Annotated in this window: 18 protein-coding genes; 8 read left to right on the top strand and 10 right to left on the bottom strand. The window is 33.9% G+C overall.

Going from position 1 to position 14,122, the window contains the following annotated elements:
* The first annotated feature begins 27 nt into the window (after positions 1-27).
* The 3 genes from IEW45_RS07205 (at position 28) to IEW45_RS07215 (ending at position 880) form a co-directional block, all read left to right on the top strand.
* Positions 28-348 carry a hypothetical protein gene (locus tag IEW45_RS07205; RefSeq protein ID WP_188620559.1) on the top strand — a complete coding sequence of 107 codons (321 nt, stop codon included), beginning with the start codon at positions 28-30 and terminating at the stop codon, positions 346-348.
* 152 nt (positions 349-500) lie between these two features.
* A complete protein-coding gene (locus tag IEW45_RS07210; protein WP_188620560.1) occupies positions 501-692 on the top strand; it encodes a hypothetical protein in 192 nt (63 codons plus the stop codon).
* Positions 689-880 (top strand): hypothetical protein, encoded by a 192-nt coding sequence (locus IEW45_RS07215; protein WP_188620561.1) that lies wholly within the window; start codon positions 689-691, stop codon positions 878-880. Before IEW45_RS07210 ends, IEW45_RS07215 begins: the two co-directional genes overlap by 4 nt.
* A 2-nt stretch (positions 881-882) precedes the next feature.
* Here IEW45_RS07215 and IEW45_RS07220 read toward each other — a convergent pair whose 3' ends face one another.
* The 10 genes from IEW45_RS07220 to IEW45_RS07265 form a co-directional block, all read right to left on the bottom strand.
* Positions 883-1,692: an alpha/beta hydrolase gene (locus IEW45_RS07220; protein ID WP_188620562.1), complete on the bottom strand. Its 810-nt coding sequence runs from the start codon at positions 1,690-1,692 to the stop codon at positions 883-885.
* A gap of 111 nt (positions 1,693-1,803) precedes the next feature.
* A complete protein-coding gene (locus IEW45_RS07225; RefSeq protein ID WP_188620563.1) occupies positions 1,804-2,010 on the bottom strand; it encodes a putative signal transducing protein in 207 nt (68 codons plus the stop codon).
* Positions 2,011-2,021: 11 nt separating this feature from the next.
* Positions 2,022-2,651, bottom strand: coding sequence for a DEAD/DEAH box helicase (locus tag IEW45_RS07230; protein ID WP_188620564.1), 630 nt, complete (start codon positions 2,649-2,651; stop codon positions 2,022-2,024).
* A gap of 11 nt (positions 2,652-2,662) precedes the next feature.
* The gene (locus IEW45_RS07235; RefSeq protein ID WP_188620565.1) at positions 2,663-3,826 is read right to left on the bottom strand and encodes a sigma-54-dependent transcriptional regulator; all 1,164 of its coding nucleotides are present in this window, start codon (positions 3,824-3,826) and stop codon (positions 2,663-2,665) included.
* A gap of 110 nt (positions 3,827-3,936) precedes the next feature.
* Positions 3,937-5,223 carry an ABC transporter permease gene (locus tag IEW45_RS07240; protein WP_188620566.1) on the bottom strand — a complete coding sequence of 429 codons (1,287 nt, stop codon included), beginning with the start codon at positions 5,221-5,223 and terminating at the stop codon, positions 3,937-3,939.
* Between the two features lie 4 nt (positions 5,224-5,227).
* Entirely contained in the window at positions 5,228-6,157 is a 930-nt protein-coding gene (locus tag IEW45_RS07245; RefSeq protein ID WP_188620567.1) for an ABC transporter ATP-binding protein, read from the bottom strand.
* Between the two features lie 179 nt (positions 6,158-6,336).
* A complete protein-coding gene (gene dnaJ, locus IEW45_RS07250; RefSeq protein ID WP_188620568.1) occupies positions 6,337-7,467 on the bottom strand; it encodes a molecular chaperone DnaJ in 1,131 nt (376 codons plus the stop codon).
* A gap of 61 nt (positions 7,468-7,528) precedes the next feature.
* The gene (locus tag IEW45_RS07255) at positions 7,529-8,113 is read right to left on the bottom strand and encodes a nucleotide exchange factor GrpE (RefSeq protein ID WP_373283172.1); all 585 of its coding nucleotides are present in this window, start codon (positions 8,111-8,113) and stop codon (positions 7,529-7,531) included.
* A 223-nt stretch (positions 8,114-8,336) separates the two neighbouring features.
* On the bottom strand, positions 8,337-9,242 hold the full coding sequence (locus tag IEW45_RS07260) for a TIGR01777 family oxidoreductase (RefSeq protein ID WP_188620570.1): 906 nt from the start codon (positions 9,240-9,242) through the stop codon (positions 8,337-8,339).
* A 90-nt stretch (positions 9,243-9,332) separates the two neighbouring features.
* The gene (locus tag IEW45_RS07265; RefSeq protein ID WP_188620571.1) at positions 9,333-9,785 is read right to left on the bottom strand and encodes a DUF4442 domain-containing protein; all 453 of its coding nucleotides are present in this window, start codon (positions 9,783-9,785) and stop codon (positions 9,333-9,335) included.
* A gap of 158 nt (positions 9,786-9,943) precedes the next feature.
* Here IEW45_RS07265 and IEW45_RS07270 point away from each other — a divergent pair, with 158 nt between their 5' ends.
* From IEW45_RS07270 to IEW45_RS07290, 5 genes are all read left to right on the top strand, one after another.
* Positions 9,944-10,393 (top strand): DUF4870 domain-containing protein, encoded by a 450-nt coding sequence (locus IEW45_RS07270; protein WP_188620572.1) that lies wholly within the window; start codon positions 9,944-9,946, stop codon positions 10,391-10,393.
* A gap of 63 nt (positions 10,394-10,456) precedes the next feature.
* Positions 10,457-11,203, top strand: a complete 747-nt coding sequence (locus IEW45_RS07275) for a GIN domain-containing protein (protein ID WP_188620573.1) — start codon at positions 10,457-10,459, stop codon at positions 11,201-11,203.
* A gap of 69 nt (positions 11,204-11,272) precedes the next feature.
* On the top strand, positions 11,273-11,608 hold the full coding sequence (locus IEW45_RS07280; RefSeq protein ID WP_188620574.1) for a PadR family transcriptional regulator: 336 nt from the start codon (positions 11,273-11,275) through the stop codon (positions 11,606-11,608).
* Entirely contained in the window at positions 11,608-13,326 is a 1,719-nt protein-coding gene (locus IEW45_RS07285; protein ID WP_188620575.1) for a PspC domain-containing protein, read from the top strand. The genes IEW45_RS07280 and IEW45_RS07285 overlap by 1 nt, the downstream gene beginning before the upstream one ends.
* Before the next feature lie 16 nt (positions 13,327-13,342).
* Positions 13,343-14,074 (top strand): head GIN domain-containing protein, encoded by a 732-nt coding sequence (locus tag IEW45_RS07290; RefSeq protein ID WP_188620576.1) that lies wholly within the window; start codon positions 13,343-13,345, stop codon positions 14,072-14,074.
* The last annotated feature ends 48 nt before the right edge of the window (positions 14,075-14,122 follow it).

Consider the following 14,122-nt stretch of genomic DNA (forward strand, 5'->3'; position numbering starts at 1 on the left):
AGAGAGAGGCATAAAACAAAAAAATGTATGAAAGTAATAGTGACAATGTGCTTGATAATGTTTTACAGTTATAGCTATAGTCAGCAAGTTTCAAGTATTCCTAAAGACACTTTATATGTTATAGATGGTATTCCTAAAAATGTTGAAGCATATAAAAGAATTGAACCTGACAGTATAGTTAGTATAAACATTTTGAAAAATGCAGATACCTTGGCACTGTTAAATTGTAGAACTCCAAACAGAATAATTATTGTTGTAAAAACCCTGAAAGCACTCACAAAACGAGAACGAAGAAAACTTAGACAAAAAAAACGTTTGCAAAGCAAGGTTTATAAAACTGATGATTAGAGTTGAATAGTAGTTAAATAAATTGTTTATATGCCTAAAGGCACAAGTTTTAAAAAGGCTTGTGTCTTTCTTGTTTTATTAATCAGACAGCTATGCTTTTGATAAACCTTTAAAAATCATTATATTTGATTAGTGAATATTCAAGCTAATTAATGAAAACCTGGATTAAAATCGGATTATTTTGGGGACTATGTATGTTCCTGATAATGAATATAATCTTCCCGTTGCTAAACAGAGAAGAAATAACAGTACCTCGTTTACTTATTGGGGCGGTAATCTGGTTAATTGGTGGCTTTATCTTCGGACGAATATTTAAAAAGCCTGCTAAAAAACAAGCAAAATGAAAAAATGGGTAAGGTCAGGTTTAGTATGGGGTGTATCTTTCTACCTGATTACTATAATTATTATTCCTTTAATGAATAATGAAGATTTATCAAGCTATAAATTATTAGTAGGGATTCCGTTATGGATTATAACAGGCTTAGCTGTTGGTTATTTGTTTGATAAGAAAAAGAAAAAAGTAATTAAATAAAACTACTTTAAAATTTCAGCAAGCTTATTTAAGTAAACTTTGTTATAACCCACTTGATGTCCTTCATCTTTTAAAGTTATTAATTCAATTTTTACACTTATATCCGGTATTTCTTTTAGCTCTAAACTATTAGAATATGGAATTATCCTGTCATTTGTACCGTGAAACATATAAACAGGGGCATTAACTTTAGGTAAATATTTATATGTTTCGAATTTATATTTAAGTAAAAAATCAGGCATAAAAGGTACTTTGTTATTAACTACTTTAGTAAGACTATAGTATGGAGCTTTAAGTATTAATTTTTTAGGATTGTTTTCAGCCGCAAGCATTGTAGCAGCACCCGTACCTATACTATAACCAATTATAATAACTTCATCTTCATTATAGCGTTTTAACAGTTTAGTATATACTTTGCGCATATCCTCAAAAAACTGATTTTCATTTTCAATATCACCAGTACTTTTGCCATAACCTCTGTAATCAGGAATAAAAATATCGTAACCTAAATTAGTATATGTATTTGCAATATCCCCCCACGTTTTAAGACAGCCTCCATTACCGTGAAGGTAGAATACAAGACCTTTAGCATTCTCGGCTTTAAATAACAAACCGTTAATAGTAGCTTCATCATCAACAGGAATATTCAATTCTTCAAAATCTTCTAAATATTCAAATTGATAGCTTTGAGAAAGTTTTGAGCCAGGAAATAATAGACGCTCTTGCTGAAAGTATAAAACTGTAATGATTAAAAGATATAATCCTGTAAAAATGCAGCCCAGAATAATAAGTATGCGTTTATACGATTTCATGTTACCTCTTTTAGGTGCTTTTTATTTCATACCAAGCGCATATTTCTCTATTCCCGTAATCAAAATCTTCTATATGCTTTATCATCTGAATATCAAAATTTAAAAGTCGTTTTAATCAGCCGCTATAATAGTTTTTGCCTTTTCGGCATCTTCTTCATTTACATAAATGTTTACAACCTGACCTAAAGAACCAAAACCTGCTAAAGTAGCCGACTGAATATTATCGCGTACAACTATGCTGATACCTGCTTCTTCCAGCTTGTTTTTTACACTTGCTGCCATTATTTCATTGCCTGAATATACTTTTACTGTGTTCATAGTTTTATTTTTTATTGGTCATTTTCTTCATCGGCAAACTCAAAAACAAAAGGCTCTGTCATTATTCTGTCTGCTAACGATTCTACACGAGCAGAAAGTACATCGGTAAATAGTATTCGTTGTGATTTTTGTACAGAATCGGATATTCGTACTATTTTACCATCATGCCTTAATTTTAAAAGTGCTTCGGCATCATCAACAACAAACATCTTAAGTTGATTAACATCGAACCCGGCAGTAGCAAACATATCGTTGAGTTTGCCCGGTGTACCTATTAAAACATCTATCCCTGCCGAAATAACATTTTTATCGTAATCAACATCACCCTTTTCATGAACTCCGTATACACGTAAATCGGTATAGTTACCATATTTTTCAAACAGCTCTTCCATTTCCTGCACTTTTTCTTTGCTTTCTACAAAGATTAATGCTCTTGGCGATTGTTGAAAAGCTTTTTCCAAACGTTGTATTACGTTTATAACTATAGTAGTTGTTTTACCCTCACTTTTAGGAGCTTCTATTACACAATCAGCACCACTTTTAATAGTACCAAACGTTTGTTTTTGTATTGCTCTTGGCTCTGCTAACTCTTGCTCCTCAAGAGCTTTTGCCAAGTTTATATTTATCTTTTTTAATTTCAATTTGTATACTTTTATTTACTGGCAAACAGTTTTACGTCATCTTTAGAAATCTCTTTACCTCCTAATATTAAAAGGCGCTCTACTACATTTCTAAGCTCACGTATATTACCTGTCCAGTCATATTCCTGTAACAGTTTTATTGCTTCATCAGAAAATGTTTTTTTAGTCATTCCCTGCTCTTCTGCTATTTTTTTAGTGAAGTGTTCTACCAGTACAGGTATATCATCCCTCCTGTCATTCAGTGCAGGTACTTCTATTAATATAACGGCAAGCCGATGGTAAAGGTCTTCTCTAAAACGTCCTTCCTCTATTTCTTTTTTAAGGTCTTTATTGGTCGCTGCTACTACTCGAACATCTATTCTAATATCCTTATCAGCACCAACACGTTGTATCATGCTTTCTTGTAATGCGCGTAGTACCTTTGCCTGTGCAGGCAGGCTCATATCGCCTATTTCATCAAGAAAGATAGTCCCTTTATTTGCTGCTTCAAACTTACCGGCTCTGTCTTTTACAGCACTGGTAAACGCTCCTTTCACATGCCCGAACAGTTCACTTTCTATTAACTCTGATGGTATAGCTGCGCAATTGACCTCTATAAACGGGCTGGATGAGCGTTCACTTTTTTGATGTAACCAATGTGCTACCAACTCCTTACCTGTACCGTTTGGTCCTGTAATTAACACTCTGGCATCCGTTGGTGCTACTTTATCAATCATATCTTTTATATGATTAATAGGCTCGCTGGTTCCTACCATTTCATACTTTTTTCTGACTTTCTTTTTCAGCATTTTGTTTTCGGTAACCAACTCTTTTTTATCCAGCGCATTACGCACTGTATTTAATAAACGGTTTAAATCGGGTGGCTTTGAGATATAATCAAAAGCGCCCATACGCATGGTTTGTACCGCAGTTTCCAAATCACCATGCCCGGATATCATTACAAATGGTGTTTCCGGTTTTATTTTTTTAACGGCTTCCAGTACTTCTACACCATCCATTTTTGGCATTTTTATATCGCAAAGTACTAAGTCGTAATCGTTATCTTTTATTTTTTCAAGACCCTGCAAACCTTCTTCCGCTTCTTCTATAACATAACTGTCATTTTCTTCGGACAATATTTTCCCTAACACTCGGCGAATCGCAGCTTCGTCTTCTATAATCAGTATTTTAGACATCTTTTTAGTGTAATTGATTATAATAATTTAAGTTCCTTTAAAATTATTGCTTTGTACCTTTTGTGCAAAAACAATTAACAAATAGAAACCTGCTTTTTAACGTAGTGGCTTTAATATTTTAGCCACTTAAACAGCTCCTTGTATGTTGGTTTTTTACCATACATTAATATACCTATTCGGTATATTTTTGCAGCAAACCATACTACACCAAAGAAAGTAGCAAAAAGTATTACCATAGATACTATTACCTCCCATAGCGGAACACCGAAAGGTATACGCATCATCATTACTATTGGCGAGGTTAACGGTATCATAGAAAACACTGTGGCTACTGTACCGTTAGGGTCGCTTATTACGGTAAAGAACCCTACATATACCCCAAGCATTAAAGGCATAATTATAGGCAGTAAAAATTGTTGTGAATCGGTTTCGCTGTCTACTGCTGCACCAATAGCTGCATATAATGAACTATACAGGAAGTAACCACCAATAAAGTAAATAATAAACGATATAAACATGGTCATTAAAGGTAGCTTCCACAGTTCGCTAATGTATAGCTGTATGCCTTCCATTGATTGTGCTACTTCTTCAGTTTGTGCTGTTGCTCCCATTTCTACATTGAATACAGAGCTAAGTATAGTGAAAAGTCCCAAGCCAAGTATCGTCCAGATAATAAACTGTAATATCCCGGCCATTGATGTGCCTATAATTTTACCCATCATTAACTGGAACGGTTTTACAGAGGATATTATAATTTCTATAATACGGTTTGTTTTTTCTTCTATAACACTGCGCATTACCATATTACCGTAAATAATAACAAACATCATTATCAGGTAACCGAACAGCCCTCCAATAATAATTTTTATAATACTGCCTTCTTTATGGGTTTCTTCTCCTGAAAATTTACTTAAATAAATTTTAGAACGGGTCTTGGCTTCCTCTATTTTATCATAATCAAACCCCAGTTGCTTTAATTTATACTTAGTAATCTTTTCGTTAGCAACTTTCTCTATAGTCGACACAAACTCTAAATTGGGAGTATCGTTACTCAGATATTCTATTTTAGAATCAGCAAGTTGTGTAATGCTGTCAGTAACGGGTATGTATATTAACCCTGCATAATCTTCGGAAGCTATTTTTTTAGCTTCTTCCAAAGGCATTGCAGATAGGTCTACATATTTTGTATTGGCGTTATCTTTAAAATCATCTTTTAATAAATCAGCAGTATCATAAATAGCTATTTTATTTACTACATCTTTATTTACTCCTGCCAAGTATGCAACTAAAGCCCCCATGGCTACTATTAATAAAGGGCTTAAAAAAGTCATTACTATAAACGACTTATTACGCACTTTGGAGTTAAATTCTCTTTTTATAATAAGGGAAAGACTCATACTTTTATATTTGGCTTACTGTTTTTATAAATATATCATTCACACTTGGTATCTTCTCTACAAAGTAGGTTACATTACCGTGTTCCATAAGGTATTTTAATAGCTGAGATGAAGTGCCTGCCTGTGGTAAAGTAATTGAAAGTTTCAACTCATCATCCAGTGTTTTAAAATCTGTTTTTTCCGACTTATATTCCGTTGTGGCAATATTGGCTAAAAAACCTTGCAGATTAAACGGCACAATACCTACTTCAAAAGTATTGGTTCTGTACTCGCGCTTAACATCGTTAATTTTACCTTCAATAAGCTTATTTGACTTGTGTATTAAAGCAATATCATCACACAACTCCTCTACACTTTCCATTCTGTGCGTTGAAAATATAATAGTAGCTCCTTTATCGCGAAGCTCTAAAATTTCATCTTTTATAAGGTTGGCATTTACAGGATCGAAACCACTAAAAGGTTCATCAAAAATTAATAGTTTGGGTTGGTGTAATACGGTTACTACAAACTGTATTTTTTGCGCCATACCTTTACTTAGCTCCTGTATTTTTTTATTCCACCAGCCTTTTATCTCTAACTTTTCAAACCAGTATTCCAGTTGTTTTTTGGCTTCGGTTTTAGACAGTCCTTTTAATTGTGCTAAATAAAGTGCCTGCTCCCCTACTTTCATACTTTTATATAAACCTCTTTCCTCAGGCATATAACCTATATGCCCTATATGGTCAGGGCTTAATTTTTCACCATCCAACAAAATTTCGCCACTGTCCGGCATTGTTATTTGGTTAATAATACGAATAAGGGATGTTTTACCTGCACCATTAGGCCCCAGTAGCCCATATATGCTGCCTTTTGGTACTTTTAAAGAAACATTGTTAAGCGCAGTGTAGTCTCCGTACTGCTTAACAACGTTATTTACTTCTAATATATATTCCATTTAAAATACTTAGTTGAGATGTGTAAAAGTAATGATTTATGAAGGTAACAAAATGATTTTTTTATATTTTAAAAATAAAAAAACCCATCCTTACACGAATTAAGGATGGGAAAAATTGCTATGAAAAAGAAAAATCCACTAGTTAACTAGTGGACTCAAATATATAAATTTATCTTAAATTAAGAAAACATATCCTTAACTTTTTCAAAAAAAGATTTATCTGATTTTTCAGGATGTGGAGCAAAGTTATCATCGTTTAATGAATCTTCAAAAAACTGACGTTGTTCTTTACTTAACGTTTTGGGAGTCCACACATTAACGTGAACTAATAAGTCACCTTTACCATACCCCTCGATACTTGGTATACCTTTACCTTTTAATCGTAGTATCTTTCCGGATTGTATACCTTCTTCAAGCTTTATCCTTACTTTACCGCTTACTGTTTCTATTTCTTTAGAAACCCCAAGAGCAGCTTCAGGGAAGCTTATATATAAATCATAATGCAGGTTTTCACCCTCACGCTTTAGCGTTTTGTGTTCTACCTCTTCAATAGCTACAATAAGGTCTCCGGGAACGCTGTTACCGCCAGGAGCGTCGTTACCTTTTCCTGATACTTTAAGTTGCATACCGTCTACCACTCCGGCAGGTATTTTTATAGAAACAGCATCATCTGTTAATATCATACCCTGAGCGTCTGCCTGTGGTGGCACGCTATCAATTATTTGTCCTGAACCGCCACAAGTATGACAGGTAGAAGCTGTTTGCATTCTGCCAAGTATAGTATTGGTAACTTTCATTACCTGACCGCTACCGTTACAAGTAGTACAGGTTTTATAGCTAACTCCAGGAGCTTTTACTTTTCGTTTTACCTTAATTTTCTTTTCTACTCCGTTAGTAATCTCTTCAAGAGTTAACTTTACTTTTATACGAAGGTTACTACCTTTCATTCTTCGCTGACCGCCTCCGCCGCCAAAACCGCTAAAGCCACCGCCAAAACCGCCACCGCCGAAAGCACTACCGAAAATATCTCCGAACTGGCTGAATATGTCATCCATATTCATACCACCGCCGCCAAAGCCGCCACCGCCTTCAAAGGCTGCATGACCATATTGGTCATAACGTGCTTTTTTGTCAGGGTCACTCAGTACTTCATAGGCTTCTGCCGCAAGCTTAAAATTTTCTTCCGCAGTTGCATCACCCGGGTTTTTGTCAGGGTGAAATTCAATAGCTTTCTTACGGTAAGCTTTTTTTATTTGCTCGGGTGTAGCTCCTTTTTCCAGACCTAATATTTCGTAATAATCTTTCTTCATGTCTTTTGTTTTCTGTGCTTAAACTTTTTCCTTTACTAATTAATCGATGAAAGTAACTGTACTAGTTACCTACTACAACTTTAGGAAAACGTATTATTTTATCGCCCAGTTTATATCCTTTTTCTATTACATCTACTATTTTACCCTTAAGCTCATCAGAAGGTGCAGGTATCTGCGTAATAGCTTCGGCAAAATCTGCATTAAAATCGTCTCCTGCCTTTACCTCTACCAACTCAAGACCTTTTGAGTTTAAAGTGTCTCTAAATTTATTGTGTATTAATGCCACACCTTTATGCAATTCTTTATCCTCACTTTTAGCTATTTCTGCCAAAGCTCTGTCAAAATCATCCATAACAGGTAACATCGCTAATAAAACTTCCTGATTGGCCGTTTTAAAAAGCTCTATTCGCTCTTTAGATGTTCTTCTTTTATAATTTTCAAACTCAGCAAACAAGCGTAAAAATTTATCTTTTTCTTTCGCTAATTCTTCCTGAAGTTTTTCCTCTTGAGTTAATTCTTCTGCCTCTTCTACAGCTTCAGCATTTTCTTTAACTGTTTCATTTTCTTGTGCTTCTGCTGCTTCATTATCTTTTATAGTAGTTTCCTTATCTTTTATTTCCTGATTATCAGAATTCTTCTGGCTCATATTTTTGAATATTTTTTTCAACATTTACTAGTACAAAATTACCGCTAAGCGAATTGCAAAAGTACTGCCAAAATTATAGTAATGCCAAATTGACACTGATATATTTATAAATTTGATTTTACTTATGCTCTATTAACCAAACATATAAACATATCTGTTAAAAATATGGCACAAAAAAAGAGGGCAATTGCCCTCTTTCTGTATTTTTTATAGTATGCATAAGCTACAGTAACTCATGCTTTATAGCTTTTTCCAGTGATAAGTATTTAAACTGATACCCCTCGCCTATTATTTTTTTTGCGCTGACATTTTGACTGCTCAATAATATTTCATGCATTTGCCCCAATATTAACTGTAACATAAACTTAGGCACATTTGGCATAAAGTAAGGTCTGTTTAATATTTTAGCGATTTGTTGCATCATTTTATCGTTACTTACAGGGTATGGTGCTACACCATTATAAACCCCTTCTAAGCCATGCTGAAGAATATAATAGTATATACATGCTAAATCCCTGATATGAATCCAGGATTGTATTTGCTTACCACTACCCAAAGCAGCTCCTAATCCCATTTTTACAGGTTTAGCCATTTCAGCCAGTGCACCGCCGGAACCGGATAATACTATCCCTGTTCTGACTTTGGTTACTTTCATATCTAATCTTTGAAACTGGTCTACGGCTTCTTCCCATTTCTTAACAACATTACCAAGAAATGAATTGTCTACAACCTCATCTTCTTCAGAATATACATTGGTAAGACTGTCAGGGTATATTCCTGTAGCCGATGCTGATATAAAATGCTGTATATCGTTTGCTGTGTTTTTTATTAAACTGAATAAAACGTTTGTAGAGAGTACCCTGCTTTCTAATATTTCCTGTTTATACGAAGTTGTCCACCGTTTAGAAACAGGCGCACCTGCTAAGTGTATTACTGCAATAACCTCATCAATACAGCCCTCATCTATAATACCCTTTTCGGGGTTCCAAAAATAGCCTTGGTAATTTTGTTCTTTTTGTATTTTATTTTTCGAAGTTGTAAGATAATTTACACTTATACCATTTTTTAAAAGCAACGGCACCAGTTCACTACCCACGAGTCCAGTCGCTCCGGTAATTAATACTCTCATGCCTAATTTTTTAGCAAATATACTGTTAGTATATCTAATTGAAAGTTAAACAAAAAGGGTTTAACTATAGTTTGTGATTTGTTTTAAACCTTATTTAATTTTGATACTCCACTCAAACTCAAACTCTGACACTTGGTCTCCTTTTTCATCTACTCCTGTAGAATTCATCCAAAACGTTTGTCCTTCTCCGGTACTTATTGCTTTTTCAATAGCCTCCTTAAGTACATGACCATCATTACAGGTAAAAGTAATTTGTCCTCGCGCTTTTTTACTAAAGTTGGATTTATTATTAGCAACCAGCATAGAAATCTTCTTTCCGCTTTTTTTTATCTGGTACATCACCAAAGCACCTGTAGTAAGTTCTGCTGCCATTGCTTGTACGGCAAAATACATAGAGTTAAAAGGGTTTTGATTAAACCATTTATGTTTAACAGATGCAACACAGGTATTCTCTGAAATATTTTTTACTCTAACCCCACACCAGTATGCAGAGGGCAGTTTAAAAAACAAAAAAGTATTGAGTTTAGAAGGAGTAAATTCCATGAAGCAATTGATTTTACTGCTAAGATAGTGATATATACTTAATAAAACCATACCTATACATTTGTTAATTTTTTGTTAAATTTAAGTACTTTGTATTGCATAATACCTGTTTTTAAAAATATATTTGCATAGAATATTAATAGTTAATGTTATATACCATGACAAGTAATAACGATAAAACAACCTCTATACTATTACAGCTTAGTGTTTTAAGCCAGTATTTTATACCTCTTGGCAACATTGTATTTCCTGTTTTAATATGGAGTATTAAGAGAAAAGAGTCTAGTTTTGTAGATAAAAACGGAAAGCAAGTCATTAATTTCCAGCTCAGTCTTTTGCTTTACTGCTTGGTTATAGTACTTATAGCAATACCTATAATTTTATATTCTGCATTTCATAACAACACTTTTATTATAGAAAATTGCGAGTGGATTGTAAAAGAATTTAACAGCGGGAGAATAACAGGTATTATAGCAACCGTAGTTGTATCGGTTATACTCTTTACCGTATTAAAAGTATTAGAATTTTGTCTGGTGCTATATGCTGCTGTAAAAAACAGTAACGGAGAAAGCTATAAATACCCTATAACTATAAATTTTATTAAATAATACACATATAAAAAATCAATCATCAATCAATCATTTTCAATCATCAATCAAAAAACGACAATTATGAAAACAATGTTATTTTTAGTAGCTACAGCACTAAGCAGTATAGTTGCTGTAGCTCAAAACTCAGAAAACAGAAATATAAAAGGCTTTAATGAACTGAAAGTACAACAAGGTATTGAGGTAATATACACTTATGGAGAAAAAGAATCTGTAAAAGTAGAAGCAAATAACACAGAGATTTTAAAAAATGTAGTGACCGAAAACAGAAAAGGAAAGTTAAACATTTACCTGAAAACAGATGAAGAAAAGTTATTTGCAGGTAAAAACAAAGTAACAGTATATATTACTGATAATGATACTAGAAGTATAGAAGCCATAACAGGGGCAACTATAAAAATTAGTAACCAAATAACAGTACCACAACTCTCTGTTATACTAAAAACAGGTGCTATATTTAAAGGAAAAATAAATGCAACTGAAAAACTTACATTAAAAATAAATTCAGGGGCAGGTTTCCAAGGAGGAATTATCACTGATAAATTAATTACAGATGTTACCGGAGGAGGATTTGTAGAGTTAACAGGTCATGCCGAAAACAGTATAGTTTTTTGTAGCGGAGGTACATTAAATGCCGAAAAATTCACTACTGAAAAAGCAGACATTCGTGCAAAACACCTTTCATCAGTAGGAATAGGTGTAAAACAATCATTAAGTGGAGAAACTGATCAATCATCTGCAATAGTATATTACGGCAAACCTATAAAGGTTGAAACAAGTGATAACGTTAGTATGATAAAAAGAGATTAATAATATATAAATCAGTAAACATAGCCAATGTAACTGATATGATAAATGAAAGAAAGTAAACTATAGCCTATGAATATTGAGAACACAAAGGCACAAATGCGTAAAGGTGTGTTAGAGTTTTGCATCCTGTCGGTATTAAAAGAAAAGGACGCTTATACTTCCGAAATACTGGACACACTAAAAAGCGCTAAGCTACTGGTGGTAGAAGGTACTGTATACCCGCTGCTTACCCGGCTGAAAAATGGCGGGCTACTCAGTTACCGTTGGGAAGAATCTACCTCGGGACCACCAAGAAAATATTACAGCCTTACAGAACAAGGACAAGATTTTTTAAATGAACTAAACGAAACCTGGACGGAGTTATCCGATGCAGTTAAAATAATAACCAGCCAAAAAACAAAGTAATGAATAAAACAGTAAGCATAAACCTCGGAGGCCTTTTCTTCCATATAGATGAGAATGCCTACCTAAAGCTAAATAAATACTTTGATGCTATAAGGCTCTCTCTTGCTCCTGACGGAAGGGATGAAATTATGAGCGATATTGAAAGTAGAATTGCAGAACTGCTTTCGGAAAAGCTTGACAATAACAAGCAAGTAGTAACAAGTATTGAAGTAGAACAGATTATTGAAATAATGGGTGAGCCTGAAGACTATATGATAGATGATGACGAGCCTAAGCAAAAAAGCAGTACACAATATTCACACATATACAGAGCTCCTAAAACAAGGAAATTCTATCGTGACGGAGACAGTGCTATAATTGCCGGTGTGTGTGCAGGTATTGCTCATTATTTCAGGATAGACCCGTTATGGATTAGAATACTGTTTATAGTATCGCCATTTATAACATTTGGTACCAGTGTTATTATATATGTTTTGCTTTGGCTACTTATACCCAAAGCAATTACCACTGCCGAGAAACTGGAAATGACAGGGGAACCCATAAACATTTCTAATATAGAACGTAAAGTACGTGAGGAGTTTGAAACACTGGGAAACAAAATTCAGAGTGTTGATTATAATAAACTGGGTAAGGATGCAAAAACAAGCGCTCAAAAAGTGGGAAACGGTTTCGGCAAAGTCTTCGTGGCTATTTTTAAAGGCTTTGCCAAAGTAATAGGAGCTTTAATAGTTATAGCAGCTGCTTTCTCATTAGTAGGTACTTTAGTTGCTTTTATTACTGCACTTTTCAGCTCCTCTTTCGAAAGCTTTCCATGGAACCCGTATGCCAATGCATTAAATTATATAAACTTTCCTTTTTGGTTACTTGCAACATTTATGTTTTTAGTTGTAGCAATACCTGTTTTTGGTTTATTCATTTTAGGACTTAAAATACTTACTGAGAACATGAAATCAATAGGCAACTTTGCTAAATATAGCTTATTGGCTATCTGGCTTGTTGCACTTTCAGGAATTATATATGTAGGAGTAGCAGAACATAATGAAATAAGTTCTGAAGGTAAAACTATGATGAAAGAAGAGATAAATATAGCTGCAACAGATACACTTAATCTAAAATTCAGGTACAACAGCTTCTTCTCTAAATCCTTTAAAAGAAATGTAGAGCTACGAATTACTCAGGATACCAGTGGTAATAATTTAATTTACTCAAACAGAGTAAGACTATACGTAATGAGAACAGAAGGCACAACTCCTTACCTGCAAGTTGAAAAAATATCATGGGGTAAAAATATGGATGAAGCAAGAGAACGCTCTAAATACATTGATTATAATTTTGATTTAGAAGGAAATACATTAATTTTAGACAATTATCTTACCACTGCTAAAGAACATAAGTATCGTAACCAAAAAGTAGAACTTTACTTATACTTACCTGAAGGTATGTATTTTTATCCTGATAGTAGTGTAAAATATTATGACAACACCAGTAACTACTTTTTTGACCTTTGGTTTGACAGTGATAACGTATACAGAATGGGACGTAATCACGTAGAGTGTTTAACATGCGAAAGTGAAGAAGATGAGGAATACATTGATGAAAGTGGAGAAGAAGCAATCATACAGCAAGACACTACAAAAAAGGAAATTAATATAAAAAGTGGCGATTTAGATATTGAATTGAAGTCAGGTTCCAATAAACTTCATATAAAAAACAACTAAAAAAACAATAAATATTATGACAAAAGTAATTCTGCAAATAACAAAAATCATACTGGTTATTATACTATTTCTGTTTACAATTTCCTGTAAGTTTATAGGTGGGGGTGAAAAAGGCAGTGGGAATGTCGTTACTGAAGAAAGAAAAGTTTCACAAAACTTTACTCATGTAGCTGTTTCAACCTCTCTGGATGCTATAATAGTACAAAGCAGCAATACGAGTGTTAGTGTTGAAGCTGATGACAACCTACAAAAACTTATTAAAACAGAAGTAGAAAATAATGAGTTAAAAATTTTTGTTGATGGTAACATGGGTTACGCTACAAAAGCAGAAATTACAGTGCACATGCCTACAATAAAAGGCCTTTCAGCATCAAGTAGTGCATCGTTAGAAACAAAAAACAGTATTACAGCAGATAATTTATCGCTTAATGTTAGTAGTTCCGGAGACATGATAGTAAACGTTAAAGCAAACAGTATAAATTGTAATACAGGAAGTAGTGCTGATTTAACTATAGAAGGCAGTACAAATCAACTTACTATAGAGGCCGCCAGTTCAAGTGATGTTAACGCTAGCCGACTTACTGCTCAAAATGTAACAGTAAACGCGTCCAGTAGCAGCAGTGTTACTGTAAACCCTATAAAGTCGTTAAATGCGAAAGCTTCCAGCTCTGCTGATATTCTCTATAAAAACAGACCTCAGAGTATTAAAGAAGAAGAATTTTCATCAGGAAGTATATCTGAATTATAAAAAAGATAATACCACATATAAAATTTTAAACATCAGTAGGTACTGATG

It is taken from the genome of Flavobacterium suaedae (assembly GCF_014642915.1).
Classification (GTDB): domain Bacteria; phylum Bacteroidota; class Bacteroidia; order Flavobacteriales; family Flavobacteriaceae; genus Flavobacterium; species Flavobacterium suaedae.

Coding starts and splice junctions, on each gene's coding strand:
- IEW45_RS07270 (WP_188620572.1), top strand. CDS start 9,944: ATGACAAGTAATAACGATAAAACAACCTCTATACTATTACAGCTTAGT.
- IEW45_RS07235 (WP_188620565.1), bottom strand. CDS start 3,826: ATGTCTAAAATACTGATTATAGAAGACGAAGCTGCGATTCGCCGAGTG.
- IEW45_RS07210 (WP_188620560.1), top strand. CDS start 501: ATGAAAACCTGGATTAAAATCGGATTATTTTGGGGACTATGTATGTTC.
- IEW45_RS07220 (WP_188620562.1), bottom strand. CDS start 1,692: ATGAAATCGTATAAACGCATACTTATTATTCTGGGCTGCATTTTTACA.
- IEW45_RS07225 (WP_188620563.1), bottom strand. CDS start 2,010: ATGAACACAGTAAAAGTATATTCAGGCAATGAAATAATGGCAGCAAGT.
- IEW45_RS07285 (WP_188620575.1), top strand. CDS start 11,608: ATGAATAAAACAGTAAGCATAAACCTCGGAGGCCTTTTCTTCCATATA.
- IEW45_RS07260 (WP_188620570.1), bottom strand. CDS start 9,242: ATGAGAGTATTAATTACCGGAGCGACTGGACTCGTGGGTAGTGAACTG.
- IEW45_RS07290 (WP_188620576.1), top strand. CDS start 13,343: ATGACAAAAGTAATTCTGCAAATAACAAAAATCATACTGGTTATTATA.
- IEW45_RS07275 (WP_188620573.1), top strand. CDS start 10,457: ATGAAAACAATGTTATTTTTAGTAGCTACAGCACTAAGCAGTATAGTT.
- IEW45_RS07255 (WP_373283172.1), bottom strand. CDS start 8,113: ATGAGCCAGAAGAATTCTGATAATCAGGAAATAAAAGATAAGGAAACT.
- IEW45_RS07240 (WP_188620566.1), bottom strand. CDS start 5,223: ATGAGTCTTTCCCTTATTATAAAAAGAGAATTTAACTCCAAAGTGCGT.
- dnaJ (WP_188620568.1), bottom strand. CDS start 7,467: ATGAAGAAAGATTATTACGAAATATTAGGTCTGGAAAAAGGAGCTACA.
- IEW45_RS07205 (WP_188620559.1), top strand. CDS start 28: ATGAAAGTAATAGTGACAATGTGCTTGATAATGTTTTACAGTTATAGC.
- IEW45_RS07280 (WP_188620574.1), top strand. CDS start 11,273: ATGAATATTGAGAACACAAAGGCACAAATGCGTAAAGGTGTGTTAGAG.
- IEW45_RS07215 (WP_188620561.1), top strand. CDS start 689: ATGAAAAAATGGGTAAGGTCAGGTTTAGTATGGGGTGTATCTTTCTAC.
- IEW45_RS07245 (WP_188620567.1), bottom strand. CDS start 6,157: ATGGAATATATATTAGAAGTAAATAACGTTGTTAAGCAGTACGGAGAC.
- IEW45_RS07265 (WP_188620571.1), bottom strand. CDS start 9,785: ATGGAATTTACTCCTTCTAAACTCAATACTTTTTTGTTTTTTAAACTG.